Here is a 25,753-nt window from a genome sequence, read left to right as displayed (position 1 = left end):
CTCTCCGAAAGCTGCTTCGCTTTCATTTGGCTTTAGCACTGTTAAACGCTTTTGTAATGATTGGTTTTCTATAAAAATAAGCAAATATATTTAAGATAACAGTGGGAATTTTTTTCGGGAACATCCTCTTTGAATAAAAGCGATGATACACATACTTCAAATCGTCCCACTGACTACAATTTTTCGTTTGATTAAATCGAGCCACATCAATCAGCTTAACTTCATCATTTGTCGTGATAAACAAATTCCTCAAATGTATATCTGATGGATTCAGACCTCTTTCAGCAGCCAAAGCAAGAGCATAATCAATTTCTTGAACATGAGATTCCTTAATTGCTACCCCATCATTCACACATTCAAATAGAGTACGTCCTTGAATGTAATCCATAACGATATAATTTTCTCCAAAAGCGTAGATTGTAGGAAAATAGGATATCCCTTTTAATTTTAAGTATATTTCTGTTTCTTCTTTTGCAATATGTCTAAATTCGGGGAAAAAGATTTTAATCGCTTGATCAGATTCTTTTATTCGAAAAACATACGCACTTCTGCCAGTCCCTATTAACGTAAGTGAATCGTCATAGGACAGAAGCCGATTGTTTTTATTTGATATATTTACTGTACTAGCTAGTTGCTGATAGGCATCCATGTGGTAACCCCCTATTCATCATAATGCAAAGTAAAAAGACGTTAGAACCAAATATCCGGTTTTAACGTCTCAAAATAAATAAAAGACCTCACCAAATATGCGGTAAGGTCTCGCAAACAACTTACGTTGCCAACAAAGCCGAGGATTCACATCCCGTATTGACGACTTTGCTGTATAGCTACTCCCCTTATAGGAAGTTGAATTTGCAGTTTTGTACGGCAAGTATATAAGTTGGTCCATATGCAGTCAATTATTATGCATTAGTTAGGTAAAACTGTAGTTCATTAAGCAACTATCATCTAGGCATTGAAATTTCTACCTTGTTTATTCGCTATGTCAGTTGCAGGGTTATTCAAATCGGTTTCTTGTTTTGAAGATTGTTGTTGATTATTTTGATCCACTTCAAAGGAATTCGACGTTTTAAAATCATTTTCTTGTTTTTCAAATTCATGATTATGTGTCTTTTCGTTTTCATGCTTCTCATGCTCGTCGATTTTCTCTTTCTGATTCTCACGTTCTTCTTTCTTCACATGGTCAGGTTCAAATTCGGGAAAATTATCTTTTTTCGTCAATAAAATCTCCTCCTCAAATTGAATGTACTTTCATTAGTATTCCCTAATCACACTAAATAAAAACGTTTGATGTGCTAATTCATTAGAATCCTCCGTAAAAATGAGATGCATAGTAACGAAACTCACGAAATTGTTTTAATAAGAACTGTTAAGTATGAAAAGCCACCTTATCTCAACAAATCAAAATAAGGTGGCTCAAGGATACTGGACTTTTATAGAGATTCCTTAAAAATCAATACTTTTTTAGTAATTAGATGTTTCCGGTTTTCCAACCTTACCTGTGCAAAGATAGGTTCTAAACTTTGTAATTGGTCCGATAAATAATTGGATGAGAGGTCCAATTGAAAACGTGACGATAAATGTTCCAATGCCAATAGGTCCACCAAGAAGTAAAGCGATAATTAACACTGTTACCTCCATAACCGTTTTTGAAAAAGCTAAGCTTCTTCCTGTTCGATATTGGATAGCCATCATTAACGTATCCATTGGATTGCGTGCAAAATTTGATTGCAAATAGCTTGAAATCCCAAGTGCAATAATGAGAATCGCGCCGATAAACATCAAAACCCGTAGAGCAAAATCTTCTGGTGAAAATGATGCGAATACAACAATTAACCAAAAATCAATGAGAGATCCAATAATCAAGATCGTGATGACTGATAAAAATTCAGGCATTTTTTTTAAAATTAAACTGTTTAATAAGATAAGAAAAATACCAATCAGCAAAATCCATGTGCCGACAGATAAGCCTGTGTGATCAGACAGCCCAACATACATAGCATCCCAAGCACCAGCTCCTAGGTCTGCTAAAATCATGACACTAATGCCTAAAGCTAAAAAACTTAAACCGATTATATAAAATAAACCGATAATCATTTTATTTTTCATAAGGTAAATCGACTCCGTTCAAAATCTAATTTCATCATCTTACCACGAAATCGACTTGAACTCTTATTTTTTCAATTCATTGAAAAGGAACAAAAAAGAATTTAGTCTCATAAATGAGACAAAATCCTTTCTAAAATGATGCTTATCTATCACTCAGTTGATACCTTTATATTCGCTATCGCTCTTCCAGCCTCTCTTCCAGAAAACAAGCATCCGCCTAAAAAAGTCCCTTCCAAAGAACGATAACCATGTACTCCACCCCCACCAAATCCAGCCACTTCACCAGCTGCATACAGTCCTGGAATGTATTCACCCGAAGCATTAATGACTCGTCCGGATAAATCAGTTTGCAACCCACCAAGTGTTTTGCGACTAATGATGTTTAACCGAACTGCAATTAAAGGTCCGTTTTTCGATTCAAGAAATTTATGCGGAGTTGCTACCCGAATCAGTTTATCCCCTATATAATTTCGAGCTCCTCTTAGTGCTGTTATTTGAAGATCTTTTGTAAATTTATGAGTTATCTCTCGATCACGAGCAAGAATTTGTCTTTTCAAATCCTCATGATTGATTAAGTTTTCGCCGGTAAGTTGATTCATACCCTCTACGAGCTCTTCAAGTGTGTTAGCCACTACAAAGTCTTCTCCCTTATCCATAAATGCCTTAACTGGGGACGTGGGACCAGGCAAAATGCGTGAAAGAACTTGTTTTATGCTTTTGCCTGTTAAATCTGGATTCTGTTCAGATCCAGATAACGCAAACTCCTTCTCAATGACTTTTTGTGTCAGAACAAACCAGGAATAATCATATCCCGTGGCTTGAATGGTTTCGAGTGTACCTAACGTATCAAAGCCGGGAAAGTTCGGGGCTTTAAATCTTTGACCTTTTGCATCAAACCACATAGAGGAAGGGCCCGGTAATATACGAATCCCGTGCTTTTCCCATACTGGATTCCAGTTTTGAATTCCTTCTGTGTAATGCCACATTCGATCACGGTTAACGATTCTTCCACCTGCACGCTCTGTAATTCCAAGCATTCGTCCATCAACATGCGCTGGAACGCCAGAAATCATTCTTTTTGGTGGTGTACCTAATCGCTCTGGCCAATTTTTTCTAATTAAATCAAAATTCGCTCCAATTCCGCCACTTGTCACTAAAATCGATGGAGCTGTAAATTCAAATTCCCCTGTTACTTCTCGGGAACTTGCTTCACCTCGTTTCGCTTCACTTCCAATGAGAATACTACCTTTCACACCTATCACTTGACCATCTTGCATAATTAAATCATCCACTCGATGTCTTGGACGATAATCAACTAAGCCTTTTTCAATTCCTTCTCGAAGTTGGTTTTCAAAAGGCTTAATAATCGCAGGTCCCGTACCCCACACAATATGGAATCTAGGAACTGAATTACCATGCCCTTCAGCCAAGTACCCACCACGTTCAGCCCATCCTATGACAGGGAAAAAACGAATTCCTAAACTATGTAGCCATTCTCTCTTTTCATATGTCGCAAAATCCACGTAGGCTTTTGCCCATTTCCTTCCCCATTCATCCTCATCCTCTCGATCGAATCCAGCTGATCCTAACCAATCTTGCAAAGCGAGTTCATGTGAATCATGTATTCCTAGACGGCGTTGTTCGGGTGTATCTACTAAAAACAACCCTCCGAAAGACCACCAAGCCTGTCCTCCTAATGAAGCTTCAGGTTCTTGATCCAACAACATCACTTTACGTCCAGCTGCTACTAATTCTGCCATCGCCACTAAACCTGCCAAGCCTGCACCAACCACCACAACATCGGCTTTCACTGAATGCACCTCATTCATTTCTATGTATTTTTTGCTATTAACTGTATTCTAGAAGGAGTAAATAGTTCCTTTTATTTTAATAGAAATGTGATGTATTATAGGATAGTAGATATAATATTTTGATCCTTTCTCATTCTTTAGACTGAAATCAAACAAATTTTCACTTATGTTTGATTGACAAGTGGTAAACTCATATTAGTCTGATTTTAAATTAGGAGTGAATATACTTGAAAATTTATGATGTAACGATAGTCGGAGCAGGTCCTGCGGGATTATTTACTGCGTTTTATGGCGGTATGCGACAAATGTCAGTAAAAATTATTGAAAGCTTACCAAACATCGGTGGGCAATTAACAGCGCTTTATCCAGAAAAGTATATATACGATGTAGCTGGTTTCCCAAAAATCCGAGCGAAAGATTTAGTAGACAATTTGTCTGAACAACTTTCTATTTTTGCACCAACTATTGTCACTGGGGAATCTGTTGAAGATTTAGCTAAACTTGAAGATGGAACTTGGCAATTAACAACGAACGAAGGCCAACATCTTTCGAAGACAGTCATTTTTACAAACGGTAACGGTGCATTCGAGCCGAAACGTTTAGAATTAGAAGAAGCTGAAAAATATGAAGGAAAGCAACTTCATTATTTTGTTGACGATATGGGTACTTTCGCAGGAAAAGATGTTGTTCTATTTGGTGGCGGAGATTCTGCAGTAGATTGGGCATTAATGCTTGAGCCAATCGCGAAAAGCGTCACCCTTGTCCATCGTAGAGATTCATTCCGAGCGCATGAACATAGCTTAGAACTACTTCGTCAGTCTTCAGTAGTAGTGAAAACCCCATATGTTGTCGATCATTTCGAACCTAAAGACGAAGCATTCACTCATGTAGCTATTCGTAGCTCTGAAGGGGAAGTTGAATTGTTACCTGCTGATCACGTAATCGTCAATTACGGTTTCCGTTCTTCGATCGGGAAAATGAAAGAGTGGGGCATGGAGATGGAGCGTCAGTCAATCGTTGTCAATTCGATGATGGAGACGACACTTCCTGGTGTGTACGCTGTAGGTGACAGTAATACTTATGCTGGTAAAGTAAAATTAATCGCATGTGGATTTGGTGAAGCACCAATCGCAATTAATTCAGCCAAGCATTTCGTTGAACCTGAAACAAAGAAACATGTAAAACATTCTACAGATTTATTTTCACATTAAAAAACATAAGGGAGTCCAGTAAGTCACGAAAGATGACTTACTGGACTCCCTTTTTCTATGTCATATGCGTTTAGATGATTTAGCTTAACCGCTCTCGCTCTCTTGCTCCTTCGTTTACTTGTCACAAACACAAAAACCATACGCCGTTAAGCATTGGTGTTAAAAAGAACGCTAGATTCCTTAGAATCTAGCGCTTAACATTAACCTAATTTTTTAATTAATTCTTTCACAACTAACGGTGTAGATTGTGGGTTTTGACCTGTTATTAGCTTGCCATCTACTACAGATTGCTCTGACCAATTTGGACCAGTCTCAACTGTAGCACCAAGTTCACGTAATTTACTTTCTAATAAAAACGGCATTATATCATCAAATGTAGTATCTCGTTCTTCAGCATCTGTAAATGCACTCACTTTTTTCCCCTTAACAAGAGGTTCGCCATTTGATAACGTTGCGCCTACTAATCCTGCAGGACCGTGACATACTGAGACGACATAGCGGTCTGCCTCGTAAAACTCACGGAGTAATTGTTGAAGCTTTTTATTTCCAGGGAAATCAAACATTGTCCCGTGACCACCTGGTAAAAATAGAACATCATAATCATCCATATTTACATCTTCCACAGAAACTGTATCTGTTAAATACTTCTCAGCATCCAACGTTTCCTTAGGTGTATTTTCATCAATACTGCCTGGATCGACAGGTGCTTTTCCACCTTTAATACTACTTATCGTTACATCGTAGCCTTCTTTAATAAAAGCTAAATAGGCATCCGAGAATTCTGATAACCAAGTACCTGTCGGTTTGTTATCACCCATTGTATCTGCACTTGTTAATACCATTAATATTTTCTTTGTCATGTTTATTCCTCCTTAAAATTCCTGATTTCCAATTACATTCAGTAAATTTCACACATCCTCTGTTTACCCTTATCACAACCAAACAAACTTTTGTGAGCACATAGCATAATTACATCGTCGGATTATTGTCAAACGGTTTGTTTCGAATGAGATTCCAAACCGCCATTCCATCGCTTGGATTCTCCCCATGCCAAATTGGAAACAGAGAAAAAAAGATAAAGTAAAAAGAAAAATAGACATACTGGTATAAGAAAATGCTTGGTTCTATTTCTCTGATTAAAATCAATCCATTCAATAGTAAAATTCCTGCTAAATTAAATAATGAACCACCTAAATAGACGAGTATTAATTTCCATCTTTTTCGGTGCTTTGATAACGAAATATACTCGCACCAACCATCATAAAAGTATAGTCGACGAATATGCAGTGGGCCAATTTTCGTTAAAATCTTCCCTGAACCTATATGCATATTGACTTTCCCTCCAAATAAACGTGCAAAAAACATATGCCCTAATTGATGAAGAATCGTTACTAAAGGCAAAACAAGGAAAAAGGAAAAGAAAAACTTCCATATATCATTAAAACCAAACATGGTCTCCCCTTCTTTCGTGGCATTCTAGAATAGGTCATTGTACGAGAACCAATTATGAATTACAAATATTCTTCACTCATATCTTCTGTTCATTATTTCCAAGTGGTAAATAGTTGTATACGAATGAATGAAAAGTAGGAGTACATTTTTAATATTTGTGAATAAAGGAGCAATCTTCACTTCTAAATCCACCTGGTCATTGAATTAACTGTGGATTGTTGATACCTTTTTACAAGGCTCATATTCTAAATTTAGAAATTTGTGCGTATTTTCTATCAAAGAGAATGACATCTAGGGAGGACATCATGAAGAAAAGTTTACAAATGGCAAGTGCCTTTATTGGCATCATTGTTGGGGCAGGTTTTGCTTCAGGACAAGAAATACTTCAGTACTTTACGAGCTTTGGAATCATGGGGTTTGTCGCAGCATTTATTTCAACCATCGCCTTTGGCTACCTCGGCATGCATCTGACTAGCCTTGGCAGTAGAATGAGGACTACTTCTCATAAAGAGGTCGTGTATCGTATAAGTGGAAAATTCTTTGGACGGATTGTCGATGGAATAATCATTTTAACGCTATATGGTGTCGGCGTTGTTATGATTGCAGGAGCAGGATCCATTTTCTCTCAACAGTTTGGTCTATCTGCGGTACTCGGTAGTACCATCATGGCAATCGCTGTTATTTTTACCATCATGTTAAATGTGCAAAAAGTGATTGCCATTATTGGTGGAGTGACACCATTCCTTGCGTTAGTCATTGTCGGATTAGCGGTTTATAGTTTTATGACAATGGATACGAGTTTTGAAGAATTACATACAATCGCAATTGATCAACCTACTACTTTGCCTAACTGGTGGATGTCAGCAATTAATTATGTCTCGTTCAATATTGCCGTTGGTGCTTCTATGGCAATTGTGATGGGCGGTACAGAGAAAGATACTAAAATTGCTTCTCAAGGAGGCTTTATTGGCGGACTTGGTCTTGGGGTATTGATTATAATGAGTCACTTCACCATCTTTTCAAAAATTGATGATGTAGCTGGCGTTGACATGCCTATGCTCAAAATTATGGATGATATTCATCCATTCCTAGGAATTTTCATGTCCTTCGTTTTATTTGGAATGATTTACAATACAGCAGTTGGTATGCTTTTCTCCTTTTCTGCTCGATTTGTTAAAATGGGCACTCGAAAGTTCAAGATGTTTGTAGTCATTGTTGGAATTTCTGCTTACATTGCGAGCTTTGTTGGATTTACAAAGTTAGTTAGCTTGTTTTATCCAATTGTCGGCTACCTCGGCTTATTTTTAGTTGGCGCAATCATTTTGGCTTCAATTAAACATAAAAATGGAACAGCAAAATAAGCATTTTAACCACGCGGGGTATGTTGATTTTAATTGTGACTTATGCTATATTTATTGATTGAATTAGCATAAATGTAAGGTGGTTAAATAAAATGGAAAACAAAGCATATCAAGTGTTGTTATATTATAAATACGTTTTAATAGATGAACCTGTATTATTTGCTCAAACTCATTTAGCTGCGTGCAAAGAAATTGGTTTACTAGGTCGCATTCTAGTCTCGCATGAAGGCATCAACGGTACGGTTTCAGGAACTTTGGAACAAACCCAAGCTTATATGGATATGATGAAGAGCGATGAGCGATTTGCAGACATGATGTGGAAAATCGATGCAGCAGATGGGCATGCTTTCAAAAAAATGCATGTGCGTGCAAAAAATGAAGTCGTACATCTTGGACTCGGCGAAGATGACATTAACCCAAACGAAATTACAGGGCAATATCTAACTCCGATTGAATTCTATGAAAAAATGCAACAAGACGACACCATCGTAATCGATGCACGCAACGATTACGAATTTGACTTAGGTCATTTCCGTGGTGCCGTTCGCCCAGACATCAAAAACTTCCGTGACTTGCCAGCATGGATGCGCGAAAACAAAGAACAGTTTGAAGGAAAAAAGATATTAACTTACTGTACTGGCGGAATTCGCTGTGAAAAATTCTCTGGTTGGTTAGTTAAAGAAGGCTATGAAGATGTAGGACAACTCCATGGTGGAATTCACAATTATGGAACAGACCCTGAAGTAAAAGGTCAACTTTGGGATGGTCAAATGTACGTGTTCGACCAACGTATTGCAGTTCCAATCAATAAAGTTGAACACATAATTGTTGGTAAAGACCATTTCGACGGCACACCTTGTGAACGCTATGTAAACTGTGCAAATCCTGAATGTAACGACAAAATTTTGTGTTCAGAAGAAAACGAACATCTATATATGCGCAGCTGTTCGGACGAATGTCGCACACATCCACGTAATCGCTACATCGTAGAACACGGATTGTCAGAAGAAGAAGTTCTTGAAAGATTTGATACAATTAACGAAATGAAAACGAATGTTATCGCATAACTAAAAAAGATTCCACGAGAGTTCATTGTCTCGTGGAATCTTTTTTGATTGGTTAGACATTTAAGCATCTGCCTTGCAGATGCTTTCTTTTAGCTTTTGTCGCTTAGATGGATACTTAATTTGGCGTTTGGAACGAATAATTTGGCGTTCGGAAGTAGTTTATTAGCGATTGAACACGATAATTTGTCGTTCACAATCCATATTTTGGCGTTACGTGGTGATAATTTGGCGTTAACGGCTCCCCTCAATTATGAGGTCCCTTCCCTTATGCCAATAAAAAAACGATCCGCATGTAAATACGAATCGTTCTAATTTATTTAACAATCATTACTGGACATTCTGCTCGTTTCACCACTTTATGACTAACACTACCTAAAACCATTTCTTGTAGTGAGTTCAAGCCTCGACTACCGATAACGAGTAGCTCATAGTTTTGTTTATTCGCAAACTCAACAATCGATGGTCCTGGTACACCATGAAGGATTTCAACTCGATAATTGATGTTGGCTGCTCGAAGTAATTCTTCAACAGGCATTAGTTTTCTTCTTCGTTTCATATCGAGTTCTACAGAACTCCCACTATGAAGAACATCACTTTTTGCTTGAGAATAGTCAGCTACTAACACGACCGTAACAATTGATGTTTCATTCATAGAAGCAATTTTAATTACTTCTGAAGTTGCACGGATCGAATGGTCAGATCCATCTGCTGCCAATAAGATTTTTTTGTACATCCTAAACACCCCTTATATGAATTAATGAGCTGACATTTTAGCATGATCATTATTGTAAATCGCAAGTTTGTCCACAAGTTGCTGACTCGTTGCATTTAATCCTACGATTTTCACTTCGTTTTTATTCTCATAATATTTTAAAACTACCTTGTCTATTGCACCAACCCCTGAATCATCCCATACATGAGTGGTTGAGAAGTCGATGATTATTTTCTCATCACTTACCGTGAAATCAAATGCTTCTAAGAAGCTTTCGACAGAAGCGAAGAATAGTTGCCCCTCCACTTTGAAGTGTGAAGTTTCACCTATAACCGTTTTCATCACAGTTACTTGAGAAATCTTTGCAACGAAGAAAATCGCACTTAAAATGACACCAGCAATTACACCCTTCGACAAGTCATGTGTAAATACAACGATCAATACCGTAGTGACCATAACGATGGAATCCGTCAACGGTGCTTTCTTTAGATACGTAAATGATGACCAGTCAAATGTGCCGACGGATACCATAATCATGATACCGACTAAAACGGGCATCGGAATTTGAACGACTAATTCACCAAGTACGATGATGAGAAACATCAGGAATAATCCTGCAGTTAATGTCGATAGACGACCACGACCACCTGATTTTACGTTAATAACAGATTGACCGATCATAGCGCAGCCTGCCATCCCACCAAAGAATCCGTTAATGAAGTTGGCAATACCTTGTCCTCTGGATTCTTTATTTTTATTACTTTCTGTACCTGTCATATCATCCACAATGGTAGCCGTTAATAATGTTTCCAGCAATCCAACAATGGCTAATGCAATGGAGTACGGAAAAATAATCATGAGCGTTTCGAAAGAGAAAGGCACATTTGGAATGAAGAATGACGGAAGGGATTGCGTAATTGTTCCTAAATCCCCAACTGTTCTCATCTCAATATCAGCAAATAAAGCTAGTGCTGTAAGTGCAACAATTGCAATTAACGGTGCTGGGATAGACTTCAAAAATCTTGGAAGGATATACACGATTAATAAAGTGACTCCAACAAACACATAGGTAATCGTGGAGATGCCCAAGAAATGTGGCACTTGTGCCATGAAAATTAAAATAGCAAGTGCATTAACGAAACCAATCATCACTGCACGAGGAATAAATTTCATTACTTTCGCTACTTTAAATACACCGAAAATGATTTGAATTATTCCAGTTAATATGGTGGCAGCAAGTAGGTATTCAATGCCGTGATCCTTGACTAAAGGTACCATCAACAAAGCCATTGCACCTGTCGCAGCTGAAATCATACCTGGACGTCCACCAACAAACGCAATAATGACTGCGATACTAAATGATGCATATAATCCGACCATTGGATTTACGCCAGCAATAATTGAAAATGCTATAGCCTCAGGAATTAGCGCTAATGCTACAACAATTCCTGCCAAAATATCTGCTCGTACATTTGAAAACCAATTTAATCTTATCTTTTCTAACACGTTTTTATCACCTCAATAAAATAATTTTTGGCTATTAACTCTCATAATAGTCGCGATCTAAATCCACGAGATGTAGTGTATCATGTATTTTCCCAAAAAGGAACCATTTTAGAACAAAATTCTAATGACTTATGTTAAACTAATCATGACCTTGTCATTAAAGGAGCGGAATGATGAAAATCGGATATGTAAGACCAACCCATGACGAACCAGATGTGTCTCAACAAATTCAACATCTGTCTATAATAGAAGGCATTCAAATTATTGAAGAAGAGCATGACTCTGCGAAACGAAGATTCGCTTTAATCCAAATGATTCACAACCTTCAACCTGAAGATATGATATATGTGACCAAGCTTTATCATTTAGCGGATTCCAGTCGGCACTTGAATGAGTTATTAGATGAAATACATCAAAAGAAAGCTTCCGTGATTTCTTTAAATGAAAATATTGATTCGAAACATGTGGAGGGTTATTCTTTTCAAGAAGTTTTAAGACATCTGATTCAGTTTCAAAGTGATGTTATTAGTGAGAAGACAAAAAGCGGTCTAAATGCGGCTCAGAAAAAAGGCAATAATGCTGGCAGACCTAAAAAACCAGATGCGAATGTTCAAAAAGCGATTTTGATGTATGAAAGTAAAAAATATACACTGGCTGAGATTAAAGAGGCTACAGGAATTAGTAAATCAACCTTATACCGCAATTTAGAAAACTAAATATAAACAAAAAAATCGCAATTTCCTTTTCGGAAATCGCGATTTTTCAATTTATTCTCCAAGCCAGGCAAGACCAACTGTTCCTCGACCTGTATGTGATCCAGGTACTGGGCTTAATTCAGTAATAGAAAACGAAATGTCTTTAAATTGCTTTTCAAGCTCCACTTTCCAAGATGTTGCTTCTTTCAAATTATCTGCATGGATGACTGTTACTTCTTTCACATGACTCTTTTCTTCTTCTAAATAGTCTACCATTTTGCCAATTGCGCGTTTATGACTGCGAACTTTATCTGACAAAACAGCTCGACCTTCATCAAATTTCATAACTACTTTCATGTTCAATAACGTCGCAAATACAGCTTGGGTTCCAGTCACTCGTCCACCTTTGTGAAGTTGTTCTAAACTACCAGGTGTTAAAAACAAGCGCGCTTTGGCAGGATAGGTTTTAATTTCAGCAACAATGTCTTCGTATGATTTACCTTGTTGCTCTAGCTCTACTGCGCGTTCAACCATTTTTCCAAGCGGGAATGAACCAATTTGTGAATCGAGTACAAACGCATCTACTCCTGCTTCCTTCGCAGCTGCAATAGCTCCTGAATAGGCACCGGTCAATGCTCCTGTTACATGAATGGCAATGACATGGTCATACTTTCCTTTTAATTCCTGGAATAACTCGATCATTTCTCCGGGTGAAGGTTGTGAAGTCTTTGGCAACGTTTTTGAATCTGCCAGTTTTTCATAAAACTCTTTTGATCCTATTTCAATATTTTCTTTATAAGAAGTTTCTCCGAATATGACGAATAACGGAACTACATGTATATTGTGTTTTTCAATAAAATCAGCCGAAAGTGTAGCGGTGGAATCTATAACCCATCCAATTTTTGAAGAATTCATTTATAAAACCCCTTTATTTATATGAAAAATTTCAGCATAAACGCTTCCATTTTAAATTATGGGGAAAGGTCAGACTTTTGAGTAGAAGCATGTATCATGCAAGATATATGATAAGTGTCATCCCATCAAAATTTAACAATTTTCAAAAAAACGTTTATTGGAGCTATTTTGGGGAATAAAACCAGTACATCCAAATGAACAGGAGGCGTTACTCAATGAGAAGAAATACATTAACTATGGCAGCTCTAGGACTTGGTGCAGCGTTCCTCATGCGCAACAAGGAATCTCGAGACAAGTTAAAAGGGCAAGTTGACCAATTCTCTAAAAGTGGGAATGGTAAAGGAATATTAGATTCAGTACTTGGATCATTAGACAAGAAAACCACGACTCGATAAAAGTCGTGGTTTTTTGTTGTTTATGATTATATTCTTTCAAGTTTAAGGGAAATGAATGTCAAAACCACAGCACTTAACACCATGACTCCCCCAATCCAAGGAGTATGAATCAATCCAATTGATTGAATAACAATCCCTCCTATAATTGAACCGATTGCAATACCAACGTTAAAAGCAGCGATATTTAGTGCAGACGCAACGTCTACAGCCGCTGGAACATATTTTTCTGCAAGTTGAACAATGTTTAATTGGAGACCAGGCACATTCATAAATGCGAACAAGCCCATAAATATAATGGAAATTAACCCAATCACTTTAAAAGGAATTAAAAAAGTCATGACAATTAAAATTACCGCATTGATCATAAACATCCAAAGTAATGCACGAGCAGGATGATGATTAGCCAAACGGCCTCCTATTTCATTTCCTATTGCGACGGCTACCCCATAAACAAGAAGAACGATACTTACTAACTTAACATCAATTTTAACAATATCTTCTAAAATCGGTGTTAAGTAAGTAAATGCTACAAACGTACCACCGTATCCTAGAGCAGTAATCGAAAATCCTAGCAAAAGTCGTGTATTCGTTATCAATTTAAACATATCTTTAAACTTCGCGGGAGGTGATTGTTGTAGATTTTTAGGAATCAAAAATGCAATTGCCACGATCGCAATAATTCCTAGTACAGCTACTCCCCAAAACGTTGCACGCCAACCAAATGCTTGTCCTACTAACGTTCCTAGAGGGACACCTGTAACCGTAGCTACGGTTAATCCCGTAAACATAAGAGCTATAGCGCTTGCCTTTTTTTGTGGAGGAACTAACTGCACAGCAATGGTAGCGCCGATTGCGAAAAAGACACCATGAGAAAATGCTGTTATGAAGCGAGCTACCATTAATAACTCAAAGGAATTTGACAAGGCCGCTACTATGTTTCCAACAATAAAAACGAGCATCAACATCATTAATAAAGATTTTCTGCTAATTCGATTTGTAAGAGCCGTCAAAATAGGTGCCCCGACAGCTACTCCTATTGCATAACCTGAAATTAGAAAGCCAGCTACCGTTATCCCAATATCAAAATCATTTGCAATTGTTGCTAACAAACCTACTGGAACAAATTCAGTTGTTCCTATCCCGAAAGCACTGATTGCGAGAGCCCACAATGCCAATTTTCCATTTCTTTGTGTTTCTTGAACTGTATGAGAGTGACTCATTTTTATTCCTCCCTTGAAATTACATCTTTTTGAAATAAATGCTTCCTGCTTAAGCAATCCTAATTATGCTCGCTTTAATCCTTAATGAACAGTACGCACTTTAAAGTAATGTAGGCACTTTTAAGTACCTATAGAATCTTTCGGAGAGTATGTGTAAAGTGAAATATGCTAAGATTTAGTAAAGATAAAACCGATCATTAAATGTTCCAAGGAGGTTTATAGATGGCTTACAATATTCCAGTCGAAGCTACCCTAGATGTAATTGGGGGAAAGTGGAAAGTTGTTATAATGTGTCACTTGATTGACGGGGAAAAACGCACGAGTGAATTAAAAAAACTCATGCCTAATATCACTCAAAAAATGTTGACACAACAACTTAGAGAATTAGAAGACGACGGTGTAGTGAACCGAACCATATTTGACCAAGTGCCACCCAAAGTTATTTATTCTCTAACTAAATATGGATGGTCGCTCCGACCGATTCTAGATGCCATGTGCTCATGGGGAGAAAATCATATTGAAATAGTTGAAGACCCGAATAATCCTCAATAATAAAAGCCATCATCTTCTCCCAATTAGGGACCGGATGATGGCTTTTTCAATTTCAGTGTAATTTTACAAGATAGGTTTTATTCACTTATCGCTTTCGATACATCATATAGCGATAAGTCTATCTCAACCTCTTTCCCTAACGCCAATTTCGCTAGTTGAGCACCTAAGTATGGACCCACTGTTAGACCTGAAGCACCAAGACCATTGGCGAATAAAAGACCCGTAAATCCGGGGATTTCTCCGATGACCGGTAAAAAGTCTGGCGTAAAAGGACGGAAGCCTACTCGTGTCTCAACGAATGTACTTTCTAGTAGACCTGGCGCAACTTCTAAAGCCTTATTCAGTACTTCTTGCAATCCACCTGCTGTGACACGTTGGTCAAAATGATGGTCATCTTCATGTGTCGCGCCAACTACAATTTTGCCATCATCAAATGATAAAATATATTGATCATTTGGAGGCATGATAACCGGCCAATTGCCTGTATTCTCATCCTCGATTTGGAGATGAACAATCTGTGCTTTTTGGGCTGACACGTGGATGTTTATTCCCATTGGGAATAGCAATTCTTCCGCCCATGCCCCAGCCGTAACGATGATTGAATCTGCTTTATAAAATTCATCACCCACAAAGACACCTTTTAAAACCGTTTGGTCATGCGATATGCTCGCTGAGCCCTCAACAAATTTCGCTCCGTATTTCTTGGCCGCGTTCTCAAATGATTGACGTAAAGCTCGTCCATTTACTCGAGCTCCTCCTGTAATCATAACGGAACTAAATTCTTCTGATAATAAAGGAAATGAAGCGATCGTTTCTTCACTTGTTAACATATGAATCTCACCTATTTCAGGCGCATCTTCACGGCGAGTTGTTGCTCTTTCCTGCATTTTTAAAAGTTTGCCCTCATCGGTGTGAAGACTAATTGCCCCGACTTGTTTATAACCAGTATCGTGTTCCCCATCACTTTCTAATTGCTCGATTAACTCTTCATAATAAGCTGCGCCATTTTTTGCTAGCGTGTACCAGGCTTTATTGCGCCTCTGAGAAATCCAAGGGCAGATAATTCCCGCTGCAGCATCAGTTGCTTGACCTGGATCTTTACGATCAATGACAATCACGTTCGCTCCCGCTTTCGCCAAGTGGTAGGCTGTAGATGAACCTAGAATTCCAGCTCCAATAATAATGGATGTTTTCATAAAAGCACCTTTTTCAAAATAGATTTCCTACTTTCATTTTACACATGGATGCAATACTCTCAAAATATCTTCATTGGAGGAATAGAACATGAACCGTACTTGGATGATATATGGTGCCAATGGCTATACTGGAAATCTAATAGCAGAAATGGCCGCCAAAAGAGGTCTAACCCCTATTTTAGCTGGAAGAAATAAAGAAAAAATTCAAGCGTTAGCTAAAAAACTACAACTGGAAAGTCGCGTGTTCCCTTTAGAACAACTTGATCAATTAACCGCTGGATTATCTGGAATCGATCTAGTTCTTCATTGTGCTGGACCATTTTCAAAAACAAGTTCACTTATGATTGAGGGCTGCTTTAGTGCAGGTACACATTATCTTGATATTACAGGAGAAATCAATGTTTTTGAGCACGTCCATTCAAACGAAGTAGCCGAACGTGCCATAAGAGCAAATATCGTTCTATGTTCGGGTGTCGGTTTCGATGTCATTCCAACGGACTGTGTTGCGCTTAAATTGCAACAGTTACTCCCATCTGCTACTCATTTATCATTAGGATTTGATTCCGACTCTGGAATTTCTCGTGGAACTTTCAAAACCATGATACAAGGACTCGCCTCGGGTAGTGCAGAACGTCAAGATGGAATCATCAAAGAATTCCCTCTTGGAACCAAGAATCGTATCATTGATTTTGGAAGAGGATCAAAGACAGCAGTCGCCATTCCTTGGGGTGATGTCTCGACGGCTTTCTATTCTACAGGAATTCCTAATATCAACACTTGGATTCCAATGTCCCCAACTAAAATGCATGCTACTCGAGTGTTAAACAAGTTCAAACCAGTAATAGCTTCTTCCCTTATTCAACGATTTTTGCATAAATGGATCGATACAAAAGTAAGCGGTCCAAGTCTATCTTCTCGACAGAATTCTCCTGCTTACATTTGGGGCGAAGCACATAATGCAAGAGGCGAAAAAATAACCGTGCGAATAAAAACTGCAAATGTGTACACCTTAACTATTTATGGTGCGTTAGAGGTTGTCACGAGATTATTAAATCAAAAAGTTTCTGGTGGAAGTTATACACCTTCGTCCCTTTTCGGTCCTGAATTAATTGAAGCTTTACCTGAATCAGACGCATTCCAAATCAGTTAATTCACGCTCATATTTTCAGTAATTTCTGATATTGTTCCGTTATAAAGCCTATTGCGGTGCACATTTCAAAATAAATTCACGATACTGAAACAATTAACGTATATTATCAATTTTTGTAATAGGAATGTTCGTTAAAAAGATTTATAATAAGACCTAATCATGATTCACATGATCCTATACCGATTCTTATTAATTGTAAGTAAGATGACATAGAATGATTTATTTTCAGGAGGAAAAAACATGTTAAAAGATGTATTCATGGCGTTATCAAAAAACCAATTGCTAACGACTGCTGCAAAAAAATACGGTCTTAAATTAGGTGCACAAACGGTAGTTGCTGGAACGAATGTTGAACAAACGATCAAAAGTATACGCGAATTAAACGCACTAGGAATTAGTGCAACAGTCGATAATTTAGGTGAATTTGTCTTCGAAAGAGAAGAAGCGATTAAAGCAAAAAATAGCATCTTGGAAGTAATCGAAGCAATTCATGAAAATGAAGTTGATGCACATATTTCACTTAAACCTACACAATTAGGATTAGATATCGATTATGATTTCTGTTACGAAAACTTAAAAGAAATCGTTGCTGCTGCAAGTAAATACGACATGCATATTAATTTAGACATGGAAGACTACGGTCACCTTCAGCCTTCTTTTGACTTGATGGATGCTTTATTAAAAGAATACAGCAATGTCGGAACAGTAATTCAAGCTTATTTCTTCCGTGCTCAAGATGACATTGAGAACTACAAACATTTGCGTTTACGTATCGTAAAAGGTGCTTATAAAGAGCCTGCTGAATACGCATACCAAACAACTCAAGATATTGATGCCAATTTCATTAAATTAATTGAGTACCATTTGTTAAATGGAAAGTTCACATCAATTGCAACACATGACCATAACGTAATTAATCATGTGAAGAAATTTGTTGAAGAAAACCAAATCTCTAAAGATAAATATGAATTCCAGATGCTATATGGCTTCCGCAAAGATATGCAAGTATCCTTAGCTAAAGAAGGTTATAACTTCTGCACGTATGTACCTTTTGGAGATGACTGGTATGGCTACTTCATGAGAAGATTAGCTGAGCGTCCACAAAATCTTAACTTGGTATTCAAACAAGTATTTAACAAACGCACAAATACAACAATCGGCGTATTTGCTGGTGCATTAGCATTAAGTAAATTAGCTTCTAAAAAGAAAAAATAATGTTTCAAAGAGGCCGCTAGTCAGTGAAAACTGACTAGTGGCCTTTTTTTTAGTGGCTCAGTTAAAATTTTGGGGTTCTTGGTTAGAATTATCGAAGTATCAGTTAGAATTTTGACACTCTCAGTTAGAAATATCGCCTTCTCAGTTGTAATTGTTCAATTGGATATGCCAACAGTAAAGGCTGCGTAAGCGAAGCGTGCAGCACCAATTAATGGTTTAAGATTTTAATTGCCCTGCCCGCTAAAGCTTGGCAGATTTTTCTGTTTGGTGAATAGTGGCTCAGTTAGAATTTTGCGGTTCTTGGTTAGAATTATCGAGGTCTCAGTTAGAATTTTGACAATCTCAGTTAAAGAAATCGCCATCTCAGTTGTAATTGTTCAATTGGATATGCCAACAGTAAATGCTGCGTAAGCGAAGCGTGCAGCACCAATTAATGGTTTAAGATCTTAATTGTCCCTGCCCGCTAAAGCTTGGCAGGTTTTTCTGTTTGGTGAATAGTCGCTCAGTTAGAACTCTGGGATTCTTGGTTAGAGTTATCGCGGTCTCAGTTAGAATTTTGACAATCTCAGTTAAAGAAATCGCCTTCTCAGTTGTAATTGCATATCTTCTCGATTTAAAAAAATTCATAGGATGCATGTTTCGACTCACGGGGTATACTAGAAAGAATCTAACAATAGACGTTCAGATGATGAACAATAGAAGGGACGATTATTTCATGGGAATCCATAGATTTTTCACAAGTATGAATGACTTAGAACGTATTATTCGGTGTCCGGGTAAGTTTAAATTCGAAGAACATAATGTAGCAGCCCATAGTTGGAAAGTATCACAATATGCTATGTTTTTCGCCACGATCGAAGAGAGAAATGGTGAAGTGATTGATTGGAAAGCACTTTATGAGAAAACCATTAATCATGACTTTGCTGAAGTATTTATTGGCGATATAAAAACTCCGGTGAAACACGCTTCTCCTGAACTGAAGCAAATGATTGCTCACGTAGAAGAAAAAATGATGGAAAAATTTATTGTTGAAGAGATTCCTGAAGAATTTCAATCGGTTTTCTTTGATCGAATGAAGGAAGGAAAAGATGCCACAATCGAAGGAAGAATTTTAGAATTTGCTGATAAGCTCGACCAGTTCTATGAATCCTTTGCAGAGTTAAAGCGAGGAAATACAGACCCTGAATTTGTCTTAATGTATCAAGAAGCTCTAACAAAATTATTAAATTTACCATTACCTGCAAGTGTTGATTACTTCCGAAACGTGATGTTAGAAGATGTTAAAAAAGAAGAAACAGCTCTAGATGTAAAAGCATTTACACTTAAAGTGTTAAATAGCTAAAAATGCAATGTGTTTTCACCGATTGTTACAAGTCGATTTTCATAGCCTTCGTTTGATACGATCGTCTTACAAATAAAGTGATAATGACGTGAAAATGAACATGGCAAAACATTTGAAAATCTATGGTTTAACACTTGTCGTTTTTTTCTTGGTCGACATTGTTTGGCTAGCATTTATTTCTACTAAATTATATGAAGATCAAATTGGTTTTTTATTAAAAGATGACGTTAATTGGTTAGCTGCTGCACTTTTTTACTTATTGTATATCGCAGGATTAGTGTTCTTTGTCATTCGACCTTCCATCGAACAAAAGAGCGTTCGATATGCTTTATTGGCTGGCGGATTTTTCGGGCTTGTGACTTATGCAACGTATGATCTAACTAATCTAGCAACGTTAAGTGACTGGCCAATCTTCATAACGGTAGTGGATTTACTTTGGGGGACTTTTTTAAATGCAGCTACAGCTGCAATAACTGTGTATTTAGTCTTAAAAAGGCAAAAGTAGGTATAGATTAAGTAAACTACAGGTGTTAAGACTAATATTTCATAGATATTAATAAAATGGCAAGTTATCAATTCAAATGTTGCTATGATATGAGTGAAACAGACGTTGTTGTCATGCAAATAGTTACTGGTAATATAGTTGATCGCAATGAAGGCGGCGACTCCAGCGGAATCAGCAAGAACTGAAGACCCTGGACTGAGCGCAAGCGAGGGAAGCGGCTGAAGTCTTGCCCGCGGAAAGCGTCCGCCACAATGGAGATCAACACTTGATATATATATATATATATATATAGAAAAGAGGCTGTCTCAAAAATCATCTTCATGACGATTGAGACAGCCTCTTTTTGTTAAGCCATTTCTAATTTTTGAAGTCGGCGATCTAAGATAATATTCCCGAACGGGATAAATGCGACAATAACAGCAATTACGCTATATATAAATGGCCATTTAACCACAAATGTCATATAAGCAATGAATAAACAGTACGTGACAAATAAAAATCCATGAATCGCGCCAACTACACTAACTGCTTCTGGAAAATCAAAAAAATATTTCAGTGGCATCGCTAAAAATACTAATATTAATAGAGAACCTCCCTCTATTAATCCCATCGTACGAAACTTTTCTAGTGGTCGTTTCATCATTATAACCTCCCGCTTCTACATCGTTCATTATAAATAGTCCACGAGAAGGTGTACAGAATTGTACCGACAATTAATCAAAATTCGTCCTCAAGTCATTCAATGTTCTGCCACAATTACTTATTTTGATTCTTTATTTACTACTGGTATCCAAATCTCTGAATAGTAATCAGCCTTGGTGGCATTATCATTTGAATAAACTTCTAATTCAGCTGATCCACTTGGACGGTATGAACTAGACGGGAACCATTCACTATAAATCTTTTCCCACATCGTTTGGATCGCTTCCGGCATCGGACCAACCACTTCAAATATTGCGTAAGTTGCTGAAGGAATTTCAAACGCTTCATATCTTTCTGGAATCTCATTACCTTCCATTGCTGCGGCAATCCAATATTCCATTGTGCTTGTTGACGTGTCCATCATGCGACATACACCTAACATCCCTTTAACTGCCCCATTATTCAAATGGGTCAATTCATCATTGATGCCATTTTGATGAACTTCTTGCCACATTTTCGGAATCTCTCTCGTGTTTTCTCCATTTTCACAAGAGAAAGTCCTCTTAACACCTACAATTTGAAAAGCTTCTTTTTCTTCAATTCTTACCTTCATTGGATATGCTCCTTTTAACTGAACTGAGATGACTAAACGATTATACGTGATTAATCCTTTTTGCGAAGAACGAGCATCACTCGGTGACATGCCGTGCTGTCGCTTGAATGCTTTGGCGAAAGCTTCTGGTGTTTCATAACTATATTTCAATGCTACATCGATTACTTTAACGGTCTTTAATGCTAGCTCCTGCGCAGCCAGAGTCAATCTCCGTCGCCGCACATATTCCATCACACTAATATCTGTAAGAACCATAAAAATTCGTTGGAAATGAAAGACTGAAACATTTGCTGCCGTTGCTGCATCTTCCACATTGATTTCCGAATCTAAATGATCTTCCAAATAATCGATTGATTTCTGTAGCGACTCTATCCAATTCATGTAATCACCTCGTATATCCACTTTAACTTTTTTTCGAAACAAACACCTGTCAATTACTGCTTTCATATGACAGGTGAAAAAGATTATGGATGCAAGTATTTTTGGCAAGTAGTATACTTTTGGAAACGATTTTCTTTTAGTATGAACAATTAATTTTGGAGGACTTTAAATGATTATTCACGGACACCTAGTAAAAGGCAATGACGTTGACAGTGAAACACGTTGCCATCATTACCATTCTGAAATAGACCGAATCGCTATCAAGTTTTATTGTTGCAATACGTACTATCCTTGCTTCTCTTGTCACGATGAATTTGGTTGCGAGTCACCACAAGTTTGGCCTATTAGTCAATTCGATCAAAAAGCCATTTTATGTGGTTCTTGTGGCCATGAACTGACGATTGAAGACTATCTTTCTTGCAACTCTACTTGTCCTTCTTGCAAAAGTTCATTTAACCCAGGGTGTAGTCTTCATAAACACCTCTATTTTGAAGTGTAATCAAAGATTCTCAAGTTGTTGGATATAAATCTTGTAAAAATGAAATAGATTGGGTAATTAATTCCTTTAAAACATCAACATCAATATCGTCTACTTTATTGACATAAACACATGCCTTACCAGATGTGTGCTTTCCGAATTTCTGAAGTAACTCTTCACGTTTTGTATCGCCTGTCGCAAAATACAAACTGATTTTAGCTTTCCTTGGCGAGAACCCAACAAGTGGTGCATCACCTTCATGACCCGTTGGATATTTGTAGTGGTAACTCCCAAACCCAATAATAGAGGGACCCCACATTTTAGCTTCATGCCCTGTTGTTTCTGTGAAAATATCTAATAACTTATAGGCATCTTCACGTTTTTTAGGACTCTCAACAGCTTCAATAAACTCAATGACACTGTGATTTGTTTCCTTTGTTTTTTGTTCATACATGGATAACACAGCTCCTTTGGGTGAGTCTTTCATTTCAATAAAAGTTAAAGTAATTTTTTCGCTAAATAGTATTGATTCATCGAATCCGTTGGATGATTTTCAATCACTCCAACTATTTTATATCCACACGCGACATAAAAGTCCGGCGCCTGAAAGCTAAAAGTATCTAATTGAATAATACGGCATTTATTTTCTTTTGCTATTTCCTCTATATTCTTTATTAACTCTCTTCCAAAACCTTTTCCTCGAAGAGATTCATCTACCCATAGAAAATCGATATGTAAGCAATACCAGTTAATATTTCCAGTAATACCTCCAACAATATCCCCTTCATCATTTCTTAGGATTGAACTAACATTTTTCACAGCATGTTTTACTTCCTCAGGTATTTTTGTGAGGTTATACTCATTGAGTTTTTTTCGAATATAGACACTATCTACTTCATTCCACTGATTTGTTGTTTTCATGTGTTCCTCCTATTTACTTTACAAGACCCATTTCATTAAGCGGCCAAAAGACAACATTTGTGTCTCCAATAATCTCTTCAATGGAAACCAATCCAATTTCACGGCTATCTAAACTATTTCGTCGATTATCCCCCATTACAAAAACATACCCTTCCGGAATGACGGATTTTTGAGTATATTCTTCCAATGTAAAGTCTTCCGTTAAAGTTCCTGAAGGCAATTGAGCCTTATATGAATCTAGATAAGGTTCTTCTTGTATTTCACCGTTTATATAGAGCTGGTCATTCTTATACGCAACGTAATCACCAGGCAATCCAATCACACGTTTTACATAATCTTTTTCTTGTGAGGCATGGAATACGACGATATCAAATCTTTGAAGTTCTCCAATTTGGTAGCCAATTTTATTTACAACCATTCGCTCCCCATGTTCTAAAGTCGGCATCATGGATTCTCCATCTACTACAATCGGTGTAAATAAAAAATAACGGATAATAAATGCGAGTCCAAAAGCTATTATTAATGCCTTCGACCATTCCCAAATCTCATTTTTCGGTTTTTTCTTTTGTACCATTAATAAAAGACCCCTTCTCTATACCCTAGTTTTAATCCCTATATTAATAAGAATACCAAATCCTCTCTATTCCGTATCTAAAGATTCAGATATTTACAGTTTTATTTTCCAAACTTGTCCACTTTTCAAAACTTCCTTTCTATGTATGTTATGAAAGGAGGTGGTAAACATGGCAAACATCGAATTTAAACAAGGAATTGTTCGATTGACGTTTGAAGCAGGTATGACTCAAGATGGGAAGGTTATCAGAAAATCGAAATCATATCGCAACGTAAATGAAGCGTCTACAGCAGATCAGTTATTAGATGTCACAACGATTTTAGCTGGATTCTCATCTCGTCCATTATTAGCTGCAGAAAAGATTGAAACAGGAAACATCCAAAACTAATTTGAAAGGGGAAATGACCAATGGCGAAAGTTTTAGAAATGCTGTTTAATACAGCTCAAGGTAAAAAGTTTACGATTTCGGTGGACGAGCCGCGTGCAGACCTTACTGGAGCAGAAGTAGTAAGTGGTATGCAAGGCGTGTTAGCTAGCAATGTCTTTTACGCAGACGGTGCTAACTTAGTCTCTGCTGATCAGGCACGTATTGTTGAACGTAACGTAACTGAATTGTAATCAATATATAGCTTGCACCCAAAAGTGGTGCAAGCTATGTCTATTCAAATACTGATATCCAAAAATCCACACTTTCATATCAGTATACATGGCTGCCACAATTTCCTTGTGTGCAGCCTTTTTCACACATTATCTTAAAAAAGGAGGAAAACAAATGAACGAATGGCTTACTGTTATCCAAGAAGTTGGGTTTCCGATTTTCGTGTCCTTCTATTTGATGCACCGTGTCGAAACGAAACTTCAATTAATTCATGAAGCCTTAATTTCATTAAAAACCATGTGAAAGCAATGTAATTATATTTTCCAATACCCTTTTTTCAAATCAGTAAAGACAAAAGGATATTAAAATTGAATTATTATATTCCTTGCTTTCCGCGGACGAAACGCAAGCCTCCTCGGCTGTTAATAACCTATGCTCCTGCGGTTACTCGTCGCAAACGAATTGCACACAATTCGTTGCCTGTGGGGTCTAGCGTGTTTCGTTTTTCCGCAGGAGTCTTCAGAAATAGCCGACCATTTTCCTAACAAATTAGCGAGCAGAGGTATGTATAGTGTATATCTTTTTAAAAAATCACTAATTTTAGATGGACAAAGTAATTATTTATTAAGATATTTATTTGATATATCGTCTATTACAACTATATTGGAGCATGATAGCTTTATAGTCTAACCAGACATTGATAATACTGCTTTGCAAATAAGATAGTCTAGCCGATAAGACTGAAAGTAATATCTTATTTATAAACAAATGATGTTGTTGGAAGTAATAAAATCAAAAGTGCTTAACTTGTCATGAGCAAAAATGAACATGATAAATTTATACAGCTATTTCATTTGAATGGAATGGAGACGGCGACTCCAGCGGAATCAGCACGAGGGCACTGAAAAACCCCCTGTTAACATAAAGACATTCTTAGGATTTCTTAAGGATGTCTTTTTGTTTATACTATTATTAACAAATGATTGGTGGTGGTCTGCATGTTACCAACTCAAGAAGAGCTTCCTCTAAGCCAGTGGTCGGGCATCTACGATGTCGTTGTGCCAAAAGATAATAGACTACGTAGAATGAATGACCTTGTTGATTTTTCATTTATCCTTGAAGAACTGAAATC

At 37.3% G+C, this 25,753-nt stretch carries 30 protein-coding genes; 14 read left to right on the top strand and 16 right to left on the bottom strand.

The annotated features are described in order from the left end of the window. Positions 1-22: 22 nt before the first annotated feature. The 4 genes from ACHUE4_RS13945 to ACHUE4_RS13930 form a co-directional block, all read right to left on the bottom strand. Complete coding sequence (locus ACHUE4_RS13945) at positions 23-649, bottom strand: protein kinase family protein (protein ID WP_394191076.1); 627 nt, start codon at positions 647-649, stop codon at positions 23-25. 299 nt (positions 650-948) lie between these two features. Continuing rightward, entirely contained in the window at positions 949-1,221 is a 273-nt protein-coding gene (locus tag ACHUE4_RS13940; protein ID WP_394191074.1) for a hypothetical protein, read from the bottom strand. A 243-nt stretch (positions 1,222-1,464) separates the two neighbouring features. Further along, positions 1,465-2,109 (bottom strand): YczE/YyaS/YitT family protein, encoded by a 645-nt coding sequence (locus tag ACHUE4_RS13935; RefSeq protein ID WP_394191072.1) that lies wholly within the window; start codon positions 2,107-2,109, stop codon positions 1,465-1,467. A 149-nt stretch (positions 2,110-2,258) separates the two neighbouring features. After that, the gene (locus tag ACHUE4_RS13930; RefSeq protein ID WP_394191070.1) at positions 2,259-3,920 is read right to left on the bottom strand and encodes an FAD-binding dehydrogenase; all 1,662 of its coding nucleotides are present in this window, start codon (positions 3,918-3,920) and stop codon (positions 2,259-2,261) included. A 227-nt stretch (positions 3,921-4,147) separates the two neighbouring features. On the opposite strand from ACHUE4_RS13930, the gene ACHUE4_RS13925 reads away from it, so the two are divergent. Beyond that, positions 4,148-5,131 carry an NAD(P)/FAD-dependent oxidoreductase gene (locus ACHUE4_RS13925; RefSeq protein ID WP_394191068.1) on the top strand — a complete coding sequence of 328 codons (984 nt, stop codon included), beginning with the start codon at positions 4,148-4,150 and terminating at the stop codon, positions 5,129-5,131. 200 nt (positions 5,132-5,331) lie between these two features. Here the strand turns inward: ACHUE4_RS13925 and ACHUE4_RS13920 are convergent, their stop codons facing one another. Both ACHUE4_RS13920 and ACHUE4_RS13915 read right to left on the bottom strand, forming a co-directional pair. Then, complete coding sequence (locus ACHUE4_RS13920) at positions 5,332-5,991, bottom strand: type 1 glutamine amidotransferase domain-containing protein (protein ID WP_394191066.1); 660 nt, start codon at positions 5,989-5,991, stop codon at positions 5,332-5,334. Positions 5,992-6,100: 109 nt separating this feature from the next. Beyond that, positions 6,101-6,583 (bottom strand): zinc metalloprotease, encoded by a 483-nt coding sequence (locus tag ACHUE4_RS13915; RefSeq protein WP_394191064.1) that lies wholly within the window; start codon positions 6,581-6,583, stop codon positions 6,101-6,103. Between the two features lie 305 nt (positions 6,584-6,888). Between ACHUE4_RS13915 and ACHUE4_RS13910 the strand changes: the two genes are divergently transcribed. Further along, complete coding sequence (locus ACHUE4_RS13910) at positions 6,889-7,944, top strand: YkvI family membrane protein (RefSeq protein WP_394191062.1); 1,056 nt, start codon at positions 6,889-6,891, stop codon at positions 7,942-7,944. A 92-nt stretch (positions 7,945-8,036) separates the two neighbouring features. Then, positions 8,037-9,011, top strand: coding sequence for an oxygen-dependent tRNA uridine(34) hydroxylase TrhO (gene trhO / locus ACHUE4_RS13905; RefSeq protein ID WP_394191060.1), 975 nt, complete (start codon positions 8,037-8,039; stop codon positions 9,009-9,011). A 313-nt stretch (positions 9,012-9,324) separates the two neighbouring features. On the opposite strand, the gene ACHUE4_RS13900 is transcribed toward trhO, so the two are convergent. Together ACHUE4_RS13900 and ACHUE4_RS13895 are read right to left on the bottom strand one after the other, a co-directional pair. Then, positions 9,325-9,744, bottom strand: a complete 420-nt coding sequence (locus tag ACHUE4_RS13900; RefSeq protein WP_394191058.1) for a universal stress protein — start codon at positions 9,742-9,744, stop codon at positions 9,325-9,327. Positions 9,745-9,765: 21 nt separating this feature from the next. Beyond that, on the bottom strand, positions 9,766-11,229 hold the full coding sequence (locus ACHUE4_RS13895) for a SulP family inorganic anion transporter (protein WP_394191056.1): 1,464 nt from the start codon (positions 11,227-11,229) through the stop codon (positions 9,766-9,768). A gap of 173 nt (positions 11,230-11,402) precedes the next feature. Here ACHUE4_RS13895 and ACHUE4_RS13890 point away from each other — a divergent pair, with 173 nt between their 5' ends. Further along, positions 11,403-11,945, top strand: coding sequence for a recombinase family protein (locus tag ACHUE4_RS13890; protein ID WP_394191054.1), 543 nt, complete (start codon positions 11,403-11,405; stop codon positions 11,943-11,945). A gap of 51 nt (positions 11,946-11,996) precedes the next feature. Here ACHUE4_RS13890 and ACHUE4_RS13885 read toward each other — a convergent pair whose 3' ends face one another. Beyond that, a complete protein-coding gene (locus tag ACHUE4_RS13885) occupies positions 11,997-12,839 on the bottom strand; it encodes a DegV family protein (RefSeq protein WP_394191052.1) in 843 nt (280 codons plus the stop codon). Positions 12,840-13,054: 215 nt separating this feature from the next. On the opposite strand from ACHUE4_RS13885, the gene ACHUE4_RS13880 reads away from it, so the two are divergent. Beyond that, entirely contained in the window at positions 13,055-13,234 is a 180-nt protein-coding gene (locus ACHUE4_RS13880) for a hypothetical protein (RefSeq protein ID WP_394191050.1), read from the top strand. Between the two features lie 26 nt (positions 13,235-13,260). Here ACHUE4_RS13880 and ACHUE4_RS13875 read toward each other — a convergent pair whose 3' ends face one another. Beyond that, positions 13,261-14,454, bottom strand: a complete 1,194-nt coding sequence (locus ACHUE4_RS13875) for an MFS transporter (protein WP_394191048.1) — start codon at positions 14,452-14,454, stop codon at positions 13,261-13,263. Positions 14,455-14,676: 222 nt separating this feature from the next. On the opposite strand from ACHUE4_RS13875, the gene ACHUE4_RS13870 reads away from it, so the two are divergent. Continuing rightward, positions 14,677-15,006 (top strand): winged helix-turn-helix transcriptional regulator, encoded by a 330-nt coding sequence (locus ACHUE4_RS13870; RefSeq protein WP_394191046.1) that lies wholly within the window; start codon positions 14,677-14,679, stop codon positions 15,004-15,006. A gap of 77 nt (positions 15,007-15,083) precedes the next feature. Here the strand turns inward: ACHUE4_RS13870 and ACHUE4_RS13865 are convergent, their stop codons facing one another. Beyond that, the gene (locus ACHUE4_RS13865) at positions 15,084-16,202 is read right to left on the bottom strand and encodes an NAD(P)/FAD-dependent oxidoreductase (protein WP_394191044.1); all 1,119 of its coding nucleotides are present in this window, start codon (positions 16,200-16,202) and stop codon (positions 15,084-15,086) included. A gap of 88 nt (positions 16,203-16,290) precedes the next feature. On the opposite strand from ACHUE4_RS13865, the gene ACHUE4_RS13860 reads away from it, so the two are divergent. The 4 genes from ACHUE4_RS13860 (at position 16,291) to ACHUE4_RS13845 (ending at position 20,414) form a co-directional block, all read left to right on the top strand. Beyond that, a complete protein-coding gene (locus ACHUE4_RS13860) occupies positions 16,291-17,352 on the top strand; it encodes a saccharopine dehydrogenase family protein (RefSeq protein WP_394191042.1) in 1,062 nt (353 codons plus the stop codon). Between the two features lie 240 nt (positions 17,353-17,592). Further along, positions 17,593-18,567 (top strand): proline dehydrogenase family protein, encoded by a 975-nt coding sequence (locus tag ACHUE4_RS13855; RefSeq protein WP_394191040.1) that lies wholly within the window; start codon positions 17,593-17,595, stop codon positions 18,565-18,567. 715 nt (positions 18,568-19,282) lie between these two features. Then, the gene (locus tag ACHUE4_RS13850; RefSeq protein WP_394191038.1) at positions 19,283-19,909 is read left to right on the top strand and encodes a YfbR-like 5'-deoxynucleotidase; all 627 of its coding nucleotides are present in this window, start codon (positions 19,283-19,285) and stop codon (positions 19,907-19,909) included. 94 nt (positions 19,910-20,003) lie between these two features. Next, on the top strand, positions 20,004-20,414 hold the full coding sequence (locus ACHUE4_RS13845; protein WP_394191162.1) for a DUF2177 family protein: 411 nt from the start codon (positions 20,004-20,006) through the stop codon (positions 20,412-20,414). Positions 20,415-20,760: 346 nt separating this feature from the next. On the opposite strand, the gene ACHUE4_RS13840 is transcribed toward ACHUE4_RS13845, so the two are convergent. Beyond that, positions 20,761-21,057 carry a DUF3817 domain-containing protein gene (locus ACHUE4_RS13840; RefSeq protein ID WP_394191036.1) on the bottom strand — a complete coding sequence of 99 codons (297 nt, stop codon included), beginning with the start codon at positions 21,055-21,057 and terminating at the stop codon, positions 20,761-20,763. Positions 21,058-21,174: 117 nt separating this feature from the next. Beyond that, positions 21,175-22,050, bottom strand: coding sequence for an AraC family transcriptional regulator (locus tag ACHUE4_RS13835; protein WP_394191034.1), 876 nt, complete (start codon positions 22,048-22,050; stop codon positions 21,175-21,177). A gap of 169 nt (positions 22,051-22,219) precedes the next feature. Here ACHUE4_RS13835 and ACHUE4_RS13830 point away from each other — a divergent pair, with 169 nt between their 5' ends. After that, the gene (locus ACHUE4_RS13830; RefSeq protein ID WP_394191032.1) at positions 22,220-22,549 is read left to right on the top strand and encodes a CHY zinc finger protein; all 330 of its coding nucleotides are present in this window, start codon (positions 22,220-22,222) and stop codon (positions 22,547-22,549) included. A gap of 10 nt (positions 22,550-22,559) precedes the next feature. Here ACHUE4_RS13830 and ACHUE4_RS13825 read toward each other — a convergent pair whose 3' ends face one another. The 3 genes from ACHUE4_RS13825 to lepB are packed head-to-tail and all read right to left on the bottom strand — an operon-like array spanning position 22,560 to position 24,023. Beyond that, positions 22,560-22,982 carry a DUF1801 domain-containing protein gene (locus tag ACHUE4_RS13825; protein ID WP_394191030.1) on the bottom strand — a complete coding sequence of 141 codons (423 nt, stop codon included), beginning with the start codon at positions 22,980-22,982 and terminating at the stop codon, positions 22,560-22,562. 44 nt (positions 22,983-23,026) lie between these two features. After that, positions 23,027-23,449 (bottom strand): GNAT family N-acetyltransferase, encoded by a 423-nt coding sequence (locus ACHUE4_RS13820; RefSeq protein ID WP_394191028.1) that lies wholly within the window; start codon positions 23,447-23,449, stop codon positions 23,027-23,029. A gap of 13 nt (positions 23,450-23,462) precedes the next feature. After that, positions 23,463-24,023 (bottom strand): signal peptidase I, encoded by a 561-nt coding sequence (gene lepB / locus ACHUE4_RS13815; protein WP_394191026.1) that lies wholly within the window; start codon positions 24,021-24,023, stop codon positions 23,463-23,465. Positions 24,024-24,192: 169 nt separating this feature from the next. Here lepB and ACHUE4_RS13810 point away from each other — a divergent pair, with 169 nt between their 5' ends. From ACHUE4_RS13810 to ACHUE4_RS13800, 3 genes are all read left to right on the top strand, one after another. Beyond that, a complete protein-coding gene (locus ACHUE4_RS13810) occupies positions 24,193-24,411 on the top strand; it encodes a DUF1659 domain-containing protein (RefSeq protein WP_394191024.1) in 219 nt (72 codons plus the stop codon). Positions 24,412-24,431: 20 nt separating this feature from the next. Next, positions 24,432-24,641, top strand: coding sequence for a DUF2922 domain-containing protein (locus ACHUE4_RS13805; protein WP_394191022.1), 210 nt, complete (start codon positions 24,432-24,434; stop codon positions 24,639-24,641). Between the two features lie 154 nt (positions 24,642-24,795). Beyond that, positions 24,796-24,924: a YvrJ family protein gene (locus ACHUE4_RS13800; RefSeq protein ID WP_394191020.1), complete on the top strand. Its 129-nt coding sequence runs from the start codon at positions 24,796-24,798 to the stop codon at positions 24,922-24,924. Positions 24,925-25,753: the final 829 nt, after the last annotated feature.

It is taken from the genome of Paenisporosarcina quisquiliarum (assembly GCF_043641925.1).
Classification (GTDB): Bacteria; Bacillota; Bacilli; order Bacillales_A; family Planococcaceae; genus Paenisporosarcina; species Paenisporosarcina quisquiliarum_A.
Note: the sequence above shows the minus strand (reverse complement) of the source record. Positions and strands in the feature narration are given on the sequence as shown.